Origin of the sequence: Phytobacter sp. SCO41, from assembly GCF_003073275.1 — a bacterium.
In the GTDB taxonomy this organism is placed as follows: Bacteria; Pseudomonadota; Gammaproteobacteria; order Enterobacterales; family Enterobacteriaceae; genus Phytobacter; species Phytobacter diazotrophicus.
In genome coordinates this window covers 3,434,831-3,449,247 of sequence record NZ_CP027225.1, presented here as the reverse complement: position 1 = coordinate 3,449,247, position 14,417 = coordinate 3,434,831, and the positions used below count along the sequence as shown (strand labels likewise).

Below are 14,417 nucleotides of genomic sequence, written 5' to 3'. Positions count from 1 at the left end.
AAAACCATGGCGCAAAAAAAATCGAAAAACCTCACTTTCCTGACGTCTGTCGACGCCAGCTTTTTTGTGCATCTTGCCGCTGGGCGAGGTTTCGCATGAAAAAAGGCTGGTTCAATCACGTTAACCTCTCCGAAGCACAGGCAAATGAGCTGGTGGCCCGGTACCGCGCCAATGGTGTCGAGACACAAAAGAGCCTTGCTCCCGACTATCTGACATGGATAGTCAGCGCGCTATTACCTGAATCAGCTAAGCCGCCTCGTGCAGATAAAACTTACCAGTGGAGGCACTGGGAGTGAGTATACAAATTTATCCAATCGTGCCGATGGGCAAGCCCCGTATGACTCGCGTCGACAAGTGGAAAAAGCGCCCTGAGGTTATGCGTTACCGGGCGTTCTGCGATGAGGTGCGGCTACGTGGCGTAGCCCTGCCTGAGTCTGGTGCGCATATCACGTTTGTCCTGCCTATGCCCGCCAGTTGGAGCAAAAAGAAACGCCAGCAACATAACGGCCAGCCACACCAGGCTAAGCCTGACTGCGACAACATGTTGAAAGCGTTAATGGATGCCATCTTTGCTGATGATGCACACATATGGGATTGCCGTATAACCAAAGTGTGGGGAGAAACCGGGCAGATCATAATCCGGGAGGCGGCATGCGCGCCTTGCTGAAACCGGATATTGCCCGTGAAATGGGCGTGGTGCTTCTGCGCCCCGGCAAAGAGCTAATGCATATCTTCACTTCTGGTCGCGTACTGGTGGAGCGTCAGCCAGAGAATATGGCTGAGCTTCCTTCGGGCGCAGTAGCTCCTGCCCGGCAGATGCTTATTGATGATCCGGCATTGTGCCCGTTCTTCACTCACCAGAAGGTTATTAATGCGGCTGGTGGTATTAATGGGCTTGAGGCCTGGTTACGGCGCCGCGGTAAACAGTGCCAGTGGCCGCACTCAACTTATCACCACAAAGAGCTGGTTACGCATCGCCATGCCGGTGGCGCCGCACTGCTTTGCTGGCACTGCGATAACCAGTTGCGTGAAGCCCCCAGCCAGGAACTGGATCAAATCGTAGCCAAAAATGCCGCCACCTGGATTTTGCGCGCCATTCGCGGTGAGTTGCGATTTACCGACGACCACGAAGTAACCCTCCCGGAGCTGTGCTGGTGGGCCATTCTCCGGGGAGTTACTGATGTCATACCGGAAGAAGTTTCACGCCGCGTGCTGGGTTTGCCCGTTGAAACAATGCCGTCTGTTATGCGCGAATCCGATATTGTCCCGTCTCTGCCAGCCACCAGCATACTGGCGGAGAAAGTCAAAAAGGCGGCATTACCTCAGCCACCAGCCATAAAGCCCGTGGTTTCAGTCACGGTTGATCCCGTGGCGCCGCAGACACTTTACGCGCGACCAAAACACATCCGCTGGGAAAATCCAAAGTTCCTGGCCTGGGTGAAGACCCAACCGTGCACGTGCTGCGGCAACCCCGCCGATGATGCCCATCATCTGATTGGCTGGGGGCAGGGTGGCATGGCGACCAAAGCCCACGACGCGTTCACCATTCCACTCTGTAGAAAACACCATACCGAGCTTCACAACAGCCCGGCGGCGTTCGAGCGCCAGTACGGCACACAACCTGAACTCATTATCAAATTGCTGGACCGTGCCTTTGCGCTCGGCGTTCTGGCGTAAAGGAGCAAACATGACACCACGTCAACGTCGTCAGCATTTAGCCAGTATGGGTATTGTCGCAACTGCACCGCGCAAAACTTACCTGGGGAAATTCACTCCTTTAACATCTGTTCAGTCAGCCTGGGTAAAGTCTTTACTTACGGTCTGGGGCGAATGCGTCAGGGGAAATACTGGCCCTAAAAAACCTCGCGGGCACTCCTGCTGGAATGGGATGAGAGGGAGGAACTGGTCAGATAAAGCTCTGGAGCGTTTTACTGCTGCGTTGAACCAGGCGCGCAGCGAAGGTTTCAGGGGACAACTTGCAATGAATCGTGCGCATGAAATTCTCTGGCCCCGGCCGTCAGTAAGCGTAATTGATGAGGCAATTCGTAAGGATGACACTGATTTTGTAGAGCAGAGCGTTTTGCTGGCGATGGATTTAAATGACCCGGTCTATCTGGTGGGTCTCCAGTATTATACTACACGGAAAAAAATCTCAGATATTACCCGTGAGCTGCGGGCAATTGCGCCATGGCTGACTATCGACGAGGCCAGAAAGCGTGTCCGCTGGTGTCTGGAAATATTCAGGGCAAGAGTTTTTCTTTCTGCTCGTAAACTTCTGGTAGAAAGCGCATGAATGTTCTTTTTTGCTATTTGTATTGAAAACGGGCCAGAAAAGTGTTTTATTTAGGCATGCTTGGCAGAGCTGCGCCACGATGGCAGCGATGAGAAGCGACAATCTGACATAATCGAAAAGCCCGCACTGCGGGTTTTTTGTTTTCCGGCGATACGACAGGGGTATTCGCGGGGTGCATTGCACCAGTACCCCTGTCACATCGTCGGAAAGGAGACTCATAAAGCCTCGCATCACGCGGGGCTTTGCTGTTTCTGGAGTGTGTGAGTCATTTGACAGTCTGGCGGCTGTGCAACCTTTAAACTCAGCGATAATTCTGACAGGTAAACTGCTAATTTAGTGGCTGCGGTCTATTAGTTAACTGAGTTGTTACAGGGGCAGACGTTGAAAAAGTTAATTTCAATTTGCGTTATGTTTATCATCTCAGGATGTTCCGGCATTTCTAATGTGGGGATGAGCGTTGCTCCCAGCCGTGCTTTTCCTGGTTTACATCAATGTGAAAACAAAGAAGAGCAGAGGGATATTGTTTCAGACAATAAACCTTACTGGGGATCTGACGATGGGCCGGGAAGTGATTATCAGACTTGTGGAAAAAGGAAGTAATAATTAGCTTGTGTAATATCTGAGAATGCCTCGCACACCGCGGGGCTTTTTAGTTTGTTACCATCGATGAAGGCGACGAATTACCCAATCGTAAGGCGCTTGCGCAGAGTTCGCTCTCTTTGGTCGCTGGTCCTTCCCTATAGTGGTCTGGTTGTGATTGCTCCGGTGGTCGAAGCTCAATTGTTGACGCTATATGAATGAAAAGTTACATTATCTGAGTGGTGAATCCCCCTTTGCGGTGGGGCATTACTGGTAGCCTTTGAGTTTAGATGCATGCGGAACGTTGCAGCCAGTCAACGTTTCACCGGGAGGCACCCGGCGCCACATGATAGAAGTCTTTTCCTGATATTTTGCAGCCTGTTCGTCCGAGCAGGCTTTTTTTTATTCTATTTAGAAGGATTAGCAGAAAACGCACCGCAGCACTCTGGATGAAAAAGCTTTAGCGAAATTCCTTTATCACTTTTTGCAGTGCTGCTTCATAGAGTCGAATTTCTTCGACTGAATTGCTGGTTTTATAAATGAGATTGTACTTTTGGGTAAGATGTTCAATCAGCATACTTCTGCTGATTGGTAATGTTGAGCCTGAATGAAGGATCTCAAAGAAAGCTCTGCCGATGATGCTGTCTTCATTTTCCATTATTTATCCGACAGAAGAAAAAGTTAGCATGACAGTATCTCTTAATAATTGAAAGAATTATTACGGCTTAACAGTTAATTCCATCCGTTTTGAACGTTTTTTCATTCTCAGGCCCCGGACAATCGACCCTTACGCCTCGTTGTTAATTGTAGTCCGAGGGCCTGATCTTCCCTTTCTCACATCGCACAGCACTTCCCAAAAGCGGAGGTGGAGTATGTATCGAATGGACAAAATCACAACTGGTGTGAGCTACGGTTTTGCCGGAGCAAACGGAGGGTTCTGGGTGCTCCAGCTACTGGATAAAGTCTCGCCCTCGCAGTGGGCAGCGTTAGGTGTTCTCGCAAGTATTCTTTTTGGTCTTCTGACGTATCTGACCAATCTCTATTTCAAAATAAAAGAGGATCGGCGCAAAGCCGCCAGGGGTGAGTGATGGGTAAAGCTAAAATCGCTGGTGGTGTTATCTGCTCAGTGATGGCAATCATCGCTATCGTCGTGAGCAACGGGCAGGTGCGAACCAATCAGCGCGGACTTGAGCTTATCGGTAATGCAGAATCCTGCCGACGTGATCCTTACGTTTGTCCCGCTGGTGTTCTGACGGACGGCATAGGCAACACTCACGGCGTAAAAGCCGGTACGCGTAAAACTGATACGCAGATTGCTGCTGACTGGCAGGCAAACATTCTTGATGCTGAGTCATGCGTAAATCGCTACGGCAATGGACACAACCTGTCCGATAACTCTTTCAGCGCTGCAGTTTCTGTTACGTTCCGTGCCGGGTGCGGCAATCTTCGTAGCTCTCAGATGTTCGCCCTGTTCCGTAGCGGCAACGTCACCGCAGCCTGTAATCAGTTTTCTCGCTGGGTATGGGGCGGCGGTCAGGTATTACCGGGGCTGGTGGATCGCGCCGGAAAAGAAAAGACTCTCTGCCTGGATGGTGCATGATGCAAGTTCGTTATCTCATTGGGATCAGCGTTTTTATACTGAGCATCTTCGGCGGTCTGGCATGGTCTGCATTTCACTACAGCGACAAAGCCGCAACTGCTGAAAGTGAAAACCGCGTACTCAAGTCAGACAATGCTCTGCAGGGGCAGGTAATAGCCACTCAGGCATTCAACATAAACCGCTTCAATAAAACCGCTGAGACCGCCGCGCTGGCAAACGCAATTGTGGCCGGGAACAGCGAAACAACGGTAATCAAATACCGGGAGATATTACGCCGTGATAAAACCTGCGATCTGCCTGTTCCTGATGATATTTCTGGTGGGCTGCTCGAATACACGAACCGTTTACGTGCCGGGGCAATGCACGCCGATTCCACCAGGGCTGACTCAGCCGATATTAGCGCCACTCCCACCAGCACCCTGACATATTGCCAGGCGGTGTTGTGGATTCAGCCGCTGCTGGCCGCTATCGAAATAGCGAATAACCAGTTAGCAGGTATCCGAGATATCGAGCAACTACGACAAAACCCTCCAGAGGAAAAACCATGACCGTACGTGCCAAGTTCCGCTGTCACTTTATCCAAAAAGCTGACGACAATTCTCATTGCACTGTCCACATGAGCCCCGTTACCGACGACACGCCAGAAAATAAAACCTGGTCGAAGTACACCCCTGGCGGTTTGCTGCAAATGCACATCTCTAACCCTGCTGCGTTCAGCCAGTTTGAGCAGGGCAAAGAGTATTACATCGATATCCAACCGGCAGGTTGATGGGCAGGCATTACAGCAGGCATTCACTGAGTGCCTGCGATAATGCAAGAATGAGCATGGGCTTGCAGCCTGCCCGACTTACTGACGCCGCTGAACGGGATTATTTCACCCTCAGAGAGCGAATCGAAACCATCACCAAACAACTGACGGGCCTGCAAGCGTATGTGCGTGAGCAGTGTCTGAAATAAAAAAAAGCCCCATCGTGGTAGGGCTCAATCATGCAGATCATTTTTATGGGCTTTAAGCGGGCCAGCCAGAACTGATGAGAGGAGTTACACCTCATCCTTGAGAACAGTCCTGGCGAGGCGCTCTTGCCTTATGAGTCGGACTAAGTTTTGGTAGAAACTCAATATTTAACAAGCGTAAGCGCGAGAAGAAACTAATCAGGATATTCTATTCGGATTTATCCTGGGGTGCTGGTATCCATATCGTTACAGCAGGCATTCCCAGAGTGCCTGTGATAATGTCATTTATGGCTAGGGTCGTTCCCGAACGGCGAAACCGTCGCGCCTGCCATTGATAATATGACGAGCAACTTAGTCGAGGTTGTTATGGATATGCCAAAGACATGGCACTTGCGAAAGCAGAAGTGCCATCTCGTTCAAATCATAAAAGACGGAGACGATGAGATCGTTGTATATAAGAACTGGATAAGAAGCAGTCAGCGATGGAATTACGTCGTAGAAGAAAGATGGCAAGTTGAAGTAATGATCCAGCAAGAATAAATCACAGGTCGCTAAGGCGGCCTTTTTTATTGGAGATGCGTGACTCCTTCGAAGAGGGCCGTCGATACAGCCAGAGACATCGCTGCGGGATTATCTCACCCTCAGAGAGCGAATCAAAACCATGACCAATTATCGTAAGGCCTGCAAGCGTATGTATGTGAGCAGTTCCTTTACCAGGATAAACCGAAAGTCAATAACTTATTGATTTTATTATTTTTCTTGATAAATGCGAATAAAATCAAGGTATTGATAAATTTTGACGATTGGTTTGATAAATAAAATTTGCTAATTCCTATTAATGCCATAGTCTCAATGATGGTTCTGTCAGTAAAGCCAACACCAAAGGGCAGAGCCTGTTCTCCCGGCCAGATTTCCTGTCTCCTTTTGGGTGGCTCCAGGGATGCAGGATGCATCTTGCCCGGCTAACACTAACCAAGGCCGCACTGAGTTTGTGCGGCCTTTTCTGATGATATGTATCAGATGCTCAATTACATGCAGCAGACCTGTAGCAAGGTATAAAATGAGAAAGGTATTGGTGTTCTTCAATGCTCAGCCAGTTGTTGTGGTAGAAACCATTAAAGCTGTGACAACTATCCTGCGAAATTATCCAAATGGTGAAGAAATCCATCTCAAGATTATGCGTGTAGGGAGTTACTCGGTTACGGGCGATCAAACTGAAATTTATGTTGCTTCTGACAGAGAACTCTCGTCAGAAGAGATAGTTAGTGCAGCTAACAGGCTTCTTTAGGAAATATCCAGGATGATGATTCCTGAGCGCGTTCTGAGAAGATAACCTATGATTTATAAAAGGTTATGTGGAAAAGGAGATCGTGCATGAAACACGAAGAACTGGAGCGTAAAGCTGAGGAAGAAATTTCTGCTCTTATTACTAAAAAAATTGCTGAGCTGCGCAAAAAAACAGGCAAAGAGGTTTCTGAGATCGAGTTTATCCCGAATGAGACCATGTCTGGCCTTGAGGGTTATCAAGTAAAAATAAAGCTTATGTAAAGTACAAAAGGCTGCTTAGGCGGCCTTTTTTATTGGCATTACAGAAAGCATTAACAAGGCTGTGAGTGATGCTGTTGCTAATTCGATCAAACCGGGTGGTGTGCTGTACGCCTTCCGCACCAGAACCTGAACACCTCCGTTTGAACGTCAAAATACCTCTTCATGCAAATGATATTTATTATCATTTAATGGGTCCTTTCCGGCGATCCGACAGGCTACGGGGCGGCAGACTCGCAGGATTTCGCTATTTATGAGATTTTCCCGGTTTTTGTCGTTTCCGTTCTTCTTCTGCCTCCGGGCCTTTTGGTATCAGCAAATTCATCTTTTTAGAACGGAAATGGGAGTGGCGATTTTTCCGCAAATATCACGCTAACGCTTCCTTACCCCTTTTATCCCGGAGTGGCATATGGAGGTGACGAAAAAACAGCTCGCCGACATATTTGCGGTCAGTGTCAGAACAATCCAGAACTGGCAAGAGCAGGGCATGCCTGTTGCCAGCGGTGGCGGCAAAGGCAATGAAGTGAAATATGATTCTGCCGTTGCAATCGCCTGGTTTTCCGCCCGTGATGCCGGGATTGAAAACGAGAAACTTCGCAGGGAAGTTGAGGATCTTCGCAGAGCGGAAGAAGCCGATCTCAAACCCGGCACAACGGAATATGAGCGTTATCGCCTGACACGCGCACAGGCAGATGCTCAGGAACTTAAAAATGCAAAAGATACCGCTGAGGTGGTTGAGACCGCATTCTGCACGTTCGTGCTGTCGCGGATAGCCGGTGAAATTGCCAGTATCCTGGACGGGATCCCTCTGTCGGTTCAGCGGCGTTTCCCGGAACTGGAGAACCGCCACATTGATTTCCTCAGGAAGGACATAATCAAAGCCATGAACAAAGCAGCTGCGCTCGATGAAATGATACCGGGGTTGCTGAGTGAATACATCGAACAGTCAGGTTAAGGGATTACAGCACTCGGCACGCGCGGGGCTTCGCTCACTGCACCGACCGGAACCGCAGACAGCTGTAGAATGGGCTGATAATAACTATTACCTTCCCAAAGAGTCCGCATACCAGGAAGGGCGCTGGGAGACCCTGCCTTTTCAGCGGGCGATCATGAATGCTATGGGCAATGACTATATTCGCGAGGTCAATGTCGTTAAATCTGCCCGCGTTGGCTATTCCAAAATGCTCCTGGGTGTGTACGCCTATTTCATCGAACATAAGCAGCGCAATTCCCTGATCTGGTTGCCTACCGACGGCGATGCAGAGAACTTCATGAAGTCGCATGTTGAGCCGACGATTCGTGATATTCCGAAACTACTCTCGCTGGCACCGTGGTACGGCAAAAAGCACAGGGATAACACACTCAGCATGAAGCGCTTTTCGAATGGTCGCGGATTCTGGTGCCTCGGGGGGAAAGCGGCGAAAAACTACCGTGAAAAATCGGTGGATGTTGCCGGGTATGATGAACTGGCCGCGTTTGATGAAGATATTGAGAAAGAAGGTTCTCCCACCTTCCTCGGGGACAAGCGTATTGAAGGATCTGTCTGGCCCAAATCTATTCGCGGTTCAACACCAAAGGTCAGAGGAACCTGCCAGATAGAGCGTGCCGCCAGCGAGTCAGAACACTTCATGCGATTTCACGTTGCCTGTCCGCATTGTGGGGAAGAGCAGTATTTAAAGTTTGGCGATAAGGAAACACCCTTCGGATTTAAGTGGACACCTGGCGAGCCTTCCAGTGTGTTTTATCTCTGTGAACATAACGCCTGCGTTATCCGGCAGCAGGAACTGGTTTTTACTGATGCCCGGTACATTTGTGATTCCACGGGCATCTGGACACGTGACGGGCTGAGCTGGTTCTCTTCATCAGGTTCGGAGATCGATCCGCCGGATAGCGTGACGTTTCATATCTGGACCGCGTACAGCCCCTTCACTACGTGGGTACAAATCGTTAAGGACTGGATCAAAACAAAAGGGGACACCGGGAAGCGAAAAACCTTCGTCAATACGACGCTGGGTGAAACCTGGGAAGCAAAAATTGGTGAACGGCCTGATGCCGATTTACTGGCTGAACGTAAGGAGCATTTCACCGCTGCGGTACCTGAGCGTGTCGCTTACCTTACTGCCGGTATTGACTCCCAACTGGACCGTTATGAGATGCGTGTCTGGGGATGGGGGCCGGGTGAAGAAAGCTGGCTTATCGACAGGCAGATCATTATGGGACGCCATGACGATGAAGCCACCCTTCTCAGGGTGGATGAGGCGATCGATAAGCGTTACTCACGCCAGAATGGCGTTGAAATGTCGATATCCCGCGTCTGCTGGGATATCGGGGGTATTGATCCCACGATTGTGTATAACCGTTCCAAAAAACATGGGCTTTTTCGGGTGATCCCGATTAAAGGGGCATCGGTTTATGGTAAGCCAGTCGCGAATATGCCACGTAAACGCAACAAAAACGGCGTTTATCTTACAGAAGTGGGTACTGATACCGCGAAAGAGCAGATTTATAACCGGTTCTCTCTCATACCCGAAGATAACGTTCCCCTTCCCGGGGCAGTTCACTTTCCTCACAATCCTGAGGTCTATGATCTTGCTGAGGCGCAGCAGCTAACCGCTGAAGAACTCGTGGAAAAATGGGTTGCGGGTGAACGAAAAATTCTTTGGGACAGTAAAAAGCGGCGAAACGAGGCGCTCGACTGCTTTGTTTATGCCCTTGCAGCGCTGCGTATCAGTATTTCCCGCTGGCAACTCAACCTGGATTCACTGCTTGCGAGCCTGCTTGAAGAGCAGGGGTGCAAGAAACCTGACAAAACCCTGGCGGACTATGGCCGGGCATTATCTGGAGAAGAATAATGGCGACACAGGCTGATCTGGATGCCGCCCGCGCTGCACTGCATGACCTGATGACCGGGAAGCGGGTGGCAACCGTGCAGAAAGATGGCCGCCGGGTGGAGTTCACTGCCACGTCGGTTGCAGACCTTAAAAAATACATTGCCGACCTGGAATCTCAGGTCGGCGCCACTTCACGGCGCCGGGGACCGGCAGGGTTTTATGTATGAAAATGCCAGCATTAGTAGGGCCGGATGGTACAACGTCGCTTCGCGAATATGCCGGGTATCACGGTGGTGCGGGCGGTTTTGGCGGGCAGCTTCGCGCCTGGAACCCACCCACAGAAAGTGCCGATGCTGCGTTGCTGCCCAATTTTGCCAGGGGAAACGCCCGCGCCGATGACCTGGTGCGTAACAATGGATACGCCGCAAATGCCGTTCAGCTCCATCAGGATCACATCGTCGGGTCTTTTTTCCGTCTCAGCCACCGCCCGAGCTGGCGTTTTTTAGGCATCGCGGAAGAGGAGTCACGGGCATTCTCCCGCGAGGTGGAGGCGGCCTGGAAAGAGTTTGCGGAGGACGATAACTGTTACGTCGATGTGGAGCGAAAGCGCACCTTCACCATGATGATCCGTGAAGGGGTTGCCATGCATGCCTTTAACGGCGAATTGTGCACGCAACCGACATGGGACACTGGCGCCTCCCGCCTGTTCCGCACCCAGTTCAAGATGGTCAGCCCGAAGCGCATCAGCAATCCGGGTAACACGGGAGACACCCGCAACTGCCGCGCCGGGGTCTCGGTCGACAATAACGGTGCGGCGGTGGGTTACTACGTCAGTGAGGATGGCTATCCCGGCTGGATGCCACAAAAGTGGACATATATCCCCCGCGAACTGCCGGGGGGCCGGGCATCGTTTATTCATGTATTTGAACCCATGGAAGATGGTCAGACACGCGGTGCCAATGTGTTCTACAGCGTCATGGAACAGATGAAAATGCTCGATACGCTGCAGAATACCCAGTTGCAAAGCGCCATCGTCAAAGCCATGTACGCCGCAACCATCGAGAGTGAACTGGACACCCAACAGGCGATGGATTTTATCCTCGGTGCCGATGGTTCGCAGCAGAATAAGCTGACCGGGTGGATTGGCGAGATAGCCTCCTACTATTCCGCTGCGCCGGTTCGTCTCGGCGGGGCGAAGGTTCCGCATCTGATGCCCGGCGATTCGCTGAATCTCCAGGCTGCCCAGGACACGGATAACGGCTATTCAACATTTGAGCAGTCATTGCTGCGTTACATCGCCGCCGGGCTCGGGGTGTCTTATGAGCAGCTTTCACGCAACTACTCGCAGATGAGCTATTCGACGGCGCGCGCCAGTGCTAATGAGGCCTGGGCCTATTTTATGGGGCGCCGTAAGTTTGTTGCCTCGCGTCAGGCCTGCCAGATGTTCCTGTGCTGGCTTGAAGAGGCGGTCGCACGGCGTGTTGTGACGTTGCCGTCAAAAGCCCGGTTCAGTTTTCAGGAAGCAAGGAGCTCATGGGGAAACTGTGAGTGGATCGGCTCCGGCCGTATGGCCATTGATGGTCTTAAGGAGGTTCAGGAAGCGGTGATGCTGATTGAAGCCGGGTTAAGCACTTACGAAAAAGAGTGCGCGAAACGCGGTGAAGATTATCAGGAGATATTCGCCCAGCAGGTGCGTGAATCTCTTGAACGGCGGGCTGCAGGCCTTAAGCCTCCCGCATGGGCTGCCGCTGCATTTGAATCAGGGCTGAAAAACAACACGAAGGAGGAGACCAATGACGCCAGAGCTGCGTAATCTCCCGCATATCGCCAGCATGGCTTTCAATGAGCCGCTTTTACTGGAACCCGCCTACGCGCGGGTTTTCTTTTGCGCGCTCGCGGGCCAGATGGGGATCACCCGCCTGACGGACGCTGTCTCCGGGATAAGCCTGGATGCCGGGCAAATGGCTGAGCCTCTGGCTCTTTTCGGTGATGACGAGGATGCAGAGCCTCGCCCCGTGCGGTCCTACCAGGTCACAAACGGTATTGCCGTGCTCCCTGTATCGGGCACGCTCGTCAGCAAAACCCGTTCCCTGCAGCCTTACTCAGGCATGACGGGGTACAACGGCATTGTTGCCCGTCTTCAGCAGGCCATGAGTGATCCGGGCGTCGACGGTATTTTGCTGGATCTTGATACACCCGGCGGCACGGTGGCCGGTGCGTTTGATTGTGCCGACATCATCGCCCGCGTCCGGGATATTAAACCTGTCTGGGCGCTGGCTAATGATATGAACTGCAGTGCAGGGCAACTGATTGCCAGTGCTGCATCGCGACGGCTGGTCACCCAGACTGCCAGAACGGGGTCAGTTGGCGTGATGATGGCGCACAGCAATTACGGCGAAGCACTTAAGACTAATGGCGTTGAGGTCACGCTGATTTACAGCGGTGCCCATAAAGTCGACGGCAACCCTTACGGCAAAATCCCGAAGGCCGTCCGGGACGATTTCCAGTCGAAAATCGATGCCACACGTCAGTTATTTGCTGAAAAGGTCGCCGGGTATATGGGGGTGTCAGTTCAGGCCATTCTGGATACAGAAGCTGCGGTATTTACCGGGCAGGAATCCGTTGAACAGGGTCTGGCTGACGAACTCGTCAACAATATCGATGCGCTGGGCGTCATGCGCGAGGCACTCGATAAACGAAAAGTCACTTTCTCAGGAGTCAACATGTCTTCAACCACTGCATCTGCAGCAGCACTTCCGGCACAGGCGGCCAGCACCTCAGATACTGCAACGGTGAGTAGTGCCACAACGGTGGCCACGCCTGAAACGATCAGTACTACAGCCACCACGGCGTCTGTCGATATCAGCGCAGAGATTGCCGCCGCGGTTTTGGACGAAAATGCCCGAATTATGGGCATTCTCAACTGCGAAGAAGCGAAAGGCCGTGATTCCACTGCCCGCGCACTGGCCGAAACGCCGGGCATGACCGTTGACGCCGCACGGCGCATTCTCGCGACAGCCCCACAAAGCGCCCAGATGCGCTCTGACACCGCGCTCGATCAACTTATGGCGACATCACCAGGTGCGCTTTCCGCTGGCTACGCGTCAGATGAAGCTGGTGATGATTTGTTAAACACCCCCGTATAAGAGGCTCTCATGGCTATTACTGAAAACTTTGAACACGTTCAGCCGCTCGGCAACAGTGATCCGGCGCATACCGGTTATGCCCCTGGCGAACTGGCCGCTGCAACCCCTGCGATGACACCGCTGATGCTGGATGCGACTTCCGGAAAACTGGCGGTGTGGGATGGTGCACATGCGGGCGCGGCAACCGGCGTCCTGGCGATTGCCGCGGATCAGAACAGTACTGAGCTTTGCTATTACAAGTCAGGTTCCTTCCGCTATGAGGATGTGCTCTGGCCGACCGCTGTCACGGATGAAAACATCAAACGTAATGCTTTTGCGGGTACGGCGATCAGTATCATTTAACCCTCGCCTGAACAGCACTCACCAACCATAAGGGCCGCAGACGCGGCTTTTTTTTCGGGAAAAATCTATGTCCATCTACACTACTGCTCAACTGCTGGCGGTCAATGAGAAGAAATTCAAGTTTGATCCGCTGTTCCTGCGGATCTTTTTCCGCGAAAGCTTTCCGTTCACCACCGAAAAAGTGTATCTCTCCCAAATCCCGGGCCTGGTGAATATGGCGCTTTACGTGTCGCCGATTGTCTCCGGCAAGGTCATCCGTTCACGCGGTGGCGCAACATCCGAATTTACCCCCGGGTATGTCAAACCAAAACATGAAGTTAACCCACAGATGACCCTGCGCCGTCTGCCTGATGAAGACCCGCAGAACCTCGCTGACCCTGCCTACCGTCGCCGTCGTATCATTCTGCAGAATATGAAAGATGAAGAGCTGGCGATTGCACAGGTGGAAGAAAAACAGGCCGTTGCGGCGGTGCTGAGCGGCAAATACACCATGACGGGCGAAGCTTTCGAACCGGTTGAGGTGGATATGGGCCGCAGCACCGCAAATAACATTATCCAGGCGGGCGCGGCGGCATGGTCCACCCGCGACAAGGAGACATACGACCCGACTGATGATATTGAAGCCTACGCGCTGAATGCCAGTGGTGTGGTCAACATCATTGTCTTTGACCCGAAAGCCTGGTCACTCTTCCGGTCATTTAAACTCGTCCGCGAACGGCTGGATACCCGTCGCGGGTCAAACTCCGAGCTGGAAACAGCGCTGAAAGACCTTGGCGAAGCGGTGTCTTACAAGGGCATGTATGGTGATGTTGCCATTGTGGTGTATGCCGGGCAATACGTTGAGGACAATGTTAAAAAGAGCTACCTGCCGGATTTTACCATGGTTCTGGGCAACACCCAGGCCCGCGGTCTGCGAACCTACGGCTGTATTCAGGATGTGGATGCCCAGCGGGAAGGCATTAATGCTTCCACCCGTTATCCGAAAAACTGGGTTCAAACGGGTGATCCGGCGCGCGAGTTCACCATGATCCAGTCAGCGCCGCTGATGCTGCTGGCAGACCCGGATGCGTTTGTTTCTGTGAAACTTGCCTGATACCGGCCCTTCGGGGCCGTTTCTTTTATGGAGT

19 protein-coding genes and 1 pseudogene are annotated in these 14,417 nt (G+C 51.9%); 19 read left to right on the top strand and 1 reads right to left on the bottom strand.

The annotated features are described in order from the left end of the window. Window positions 1–95: 95 nt before the first annotated feature. The 5 genes from C5523_RS16770 to C5523_RS27295 all read left to right on the top strand — a co-directional run bounded on the left by C5523_RS16770 (window position 96) and on the right by C5523_RS27295 (window position 2,893). Window positions 96–296, top strand: a complete 201-nt coding sequence (locus C5523_RS16770) for a hypothetical protein (RefSeq protein WP_108701579.1) — start codon at window positions 96–98, stop codon at window positions 294–296. A 2-nt stretch (window positions 297–298) separates the two neighbouring features. After that, on the top strand, window positions 299–667 hold the full coding sequence (locus C5523_RS16765; RefSeq protein WP_108702346.1) for a RusA family crossover junction endodeoxyribonuclease: 369 nt from the start codon (window positions 299–301) through the stop codon (window positions 665–667). After that, window positions 652–1,677, top strand: coding sequence for a DUF968 domain-containing protein (locus C5523_RS16760; RefSeq protein WP_108701578.1), 1,026 nt, complete (start codon window positions 652–654; stop codon window positions 1,675–1,677). Before C5523_RS16765 ends, C5523_RS16760 begins: the two co-directional genes overlap by 16 nt. A gap of 10 nt (window positions 1,678–1,687) precedes the next feature. Beyond that, window positions 1,688–2,293: a hypothetical protein gene (locus C5523_RS16755; RefSeq protein WP_108701577.1), complete on the top strand. Its 606-nt coding sequence runs from the start codon at window positions 1,688–1,690 to the stop codon at window positions 2,291–2,293. 381 nt (window positions 2,294–2,674) lie between these two features. Continuing rightward, entirely contained in the window at window positions 2,675–2,893 is a 219-nt protein-coding gene (locus tag C5523_RS27295) for a hypothetical protein (protein ID WP_155525410.1), read from the top strand. A 439-nt stretch (window positions 2,894–3,332) separates the two neighbouring features. Here C5523_RS27295 and C5523_RS27290 read toward each other — a convergent pair whose 3' ends face one another. Beyond that, on the bottom strand, window positions 3,333–3,530 hold the full coding sequence (locus tag C5523_RS27290) for a hypothetical protein (protein WP_139223091.1): 198 nt from the start codon (window positions 3,528–3,530) through the stop codon (window positions 3,333–3,335). Between the two features lie 214 nt (window positions 3,531–3,744). On the opposite strand from C5523_RS27290, the gene C5523_RS16750 reads away from it, so the two are divergent. The 14 genes and pseudogenes from C5523_RS16750 (at window position 3,745) to C5523_RS16680 (ending at window position 14,383) form a co-directional block, all read left to right on the top strand. Continuing rightward, a complete protein-coding gene (locus C5523_RS16750) occupies window positions 3,745–3,960 on the top strand; it encodes a class II holin family protein (RefSeq protein WP_047369739.1) in 216 nt (71 codons plus the stop codon). Next, entirely contained in the window at window positions 3,960–4,472 is a 513-nt protein-coding gene (locus C5523_RS16745; protein ID WP_108701576.1) for a lysozyme, read from the top strand. The genes C5523_RS16750 and C5523_RS16745 overlap by 1 nt, the downstream gene beginning before the upstream one ends. Further along, window positions 4,472–5,020, top strand: a complete 549-nt coding sequence (locus C5523_RS16740) for a hypothetical protein (protein WP_108702345.1) — start codon at window positions 4,472–4,474, stop codon at window positions 5,018–5,020. The genes C5523_RS16745 and C5523_RS16740 overlap by 1 nt, the downstream gene beginning before the upstream one ends. Next, window positions 5,017–5,241 carry a hypothetical protein gene (locus C5523_RS16735; RefSeq protein WP_108701575.1) on the top strand — a complete coding sequence of 75 codons (225 nt, stop codon included), beginning with the start codon at window positions 5,017–5,019 and terminating at the stop codon, window positions 5,239–5,241. Before C5523_RS16740 ends, C5523_RS16735 begins: the two co-directional genes overlap by 4 nt. 74 nt (window positions 5,242–5,315) lie before the next feature. Next, window positions 5,316–5,429 (top strand): annotated as a pseudogene (locus tag C5523_RS16730) (lysis system i-spanin subunit Rz); the annotation flags it as partial. A gap of 1,057 nt (window positions 5,430–6,486) precedes the next feature. Continuing rightward, complete coding sequence (locus C5523_RS16720; RefSeq protein ID WP_108701573.1) at window positions 6,487–6,714, top strand: hypothetical protein; 228 nt, start codon at window positions 6,487–6,489, stop codon at window positions 6,712–6,714. Between the two features lie 86 nt (window positions 6,715–6,800). Beyond that, window positions 6,801–6,974, top strand: coding sequence for a GnsA/GnsB family addiction module toxin (locus tag C5523_RS16715; protein WP_079496527.1), 174 nt, complete (start codon window positions 6,801–6,803; stop codon window positions 6,972–6,974). A gap of 406 nt (window positions 6,975–7,380) precedes the next feature. After that, complete coding sequence (locus C5523_RS16710; protein WP_108701572.1) at window positions 7,381–7,926, top strand: terminase small subunit; 546 nt, start codon at window positions 7,381–7,383, stop codon at window positions 7,924–7,926. Next, window positions 7,901–9,823 (top strand): phage terminase large subunit family protein, encoded by a 1,923-nt coding sequence (locus C5523_RS16705; RefSeq protein ID WP_108701571.1) that lies wholly within the window; start codon window positions 7,901–7,903, stop codon window positions 9,821–9,823. Before C5523_RS16710 ends, C5523_RS16705 begins: the two co-directional genes overlap by 26 nt. Beyond that, window positions 9,823–10,029, top strand: a complete 207-nt coding sequence (locus C5523_RS16700) for a phage head-tail joining protein (RefSeq protein ID WP_041852400.1) — start codon at window positions 9,823–9,825, stop codon at window positions 10,027–10,029. The genes C5523_RS16705 and C5523_RS16700 overlap by 1 nt, the downstream gene beginning before the upstream one ends. Further along, window positions 10,026–11,615 carry a phage portal protein gene (locus C5523_RS16695; protein ID WP_108701570.1) on the top strand — a complete coding sequence of 530 codons (1,590 nt, stop codon included), beginning with the start codon at window positions 10,026–10,028 and terminating at the stop codon, window positions 11,613–11,615. Before C5523_RS16700 ends, C5523_RS16695 begins: the two co-directional genes overlap by 4 nt. After that, window positions 11,596–12,948 carry a S49 family peptidase gene (locus tag C5523_RS16690; protein ID WP_108701569.1) on the top strand — a complete coding sequence of 451 codons (1,353 nt, stop codon included), beginning with the start codon at window positions 11,596–11,598 and terminating at the stop codon, window positions 12,946–12,948. The genes C5523_RS16695 and C5523_RS16690 overlap by 20 nt, the downstream gene beginning before the upstream one ends. Window positions 12,949–12,957: 9 nt before the next feature. Beyond that, window positions 12,958–13,290 carry a head decoration protein gene (locus tag C5523_RS16685; protein ID WP_108701568.1) on the top strand — a complete coding sequence of 111 codons (333 nt, stop codon included), beginning with the start codon at window positions 12,958–12,960 and terminating at the stop codon, window positions 13,288–13,290. 67 nt (window positions 13,291–13,357) lie between these two features. Continuing rightward, complete coding sequence (locus tag C5523_RS16680) at window positions 13,358–14,383, top strand: major capsid protein (protein ID WP_108701567.1); 1,026 nt, start codon at window positions 13,358–13,360, stop codon at window positions 14,381–14,383. Window positions 14,384–14,417 lie beyond the last annotated feature (34 nt).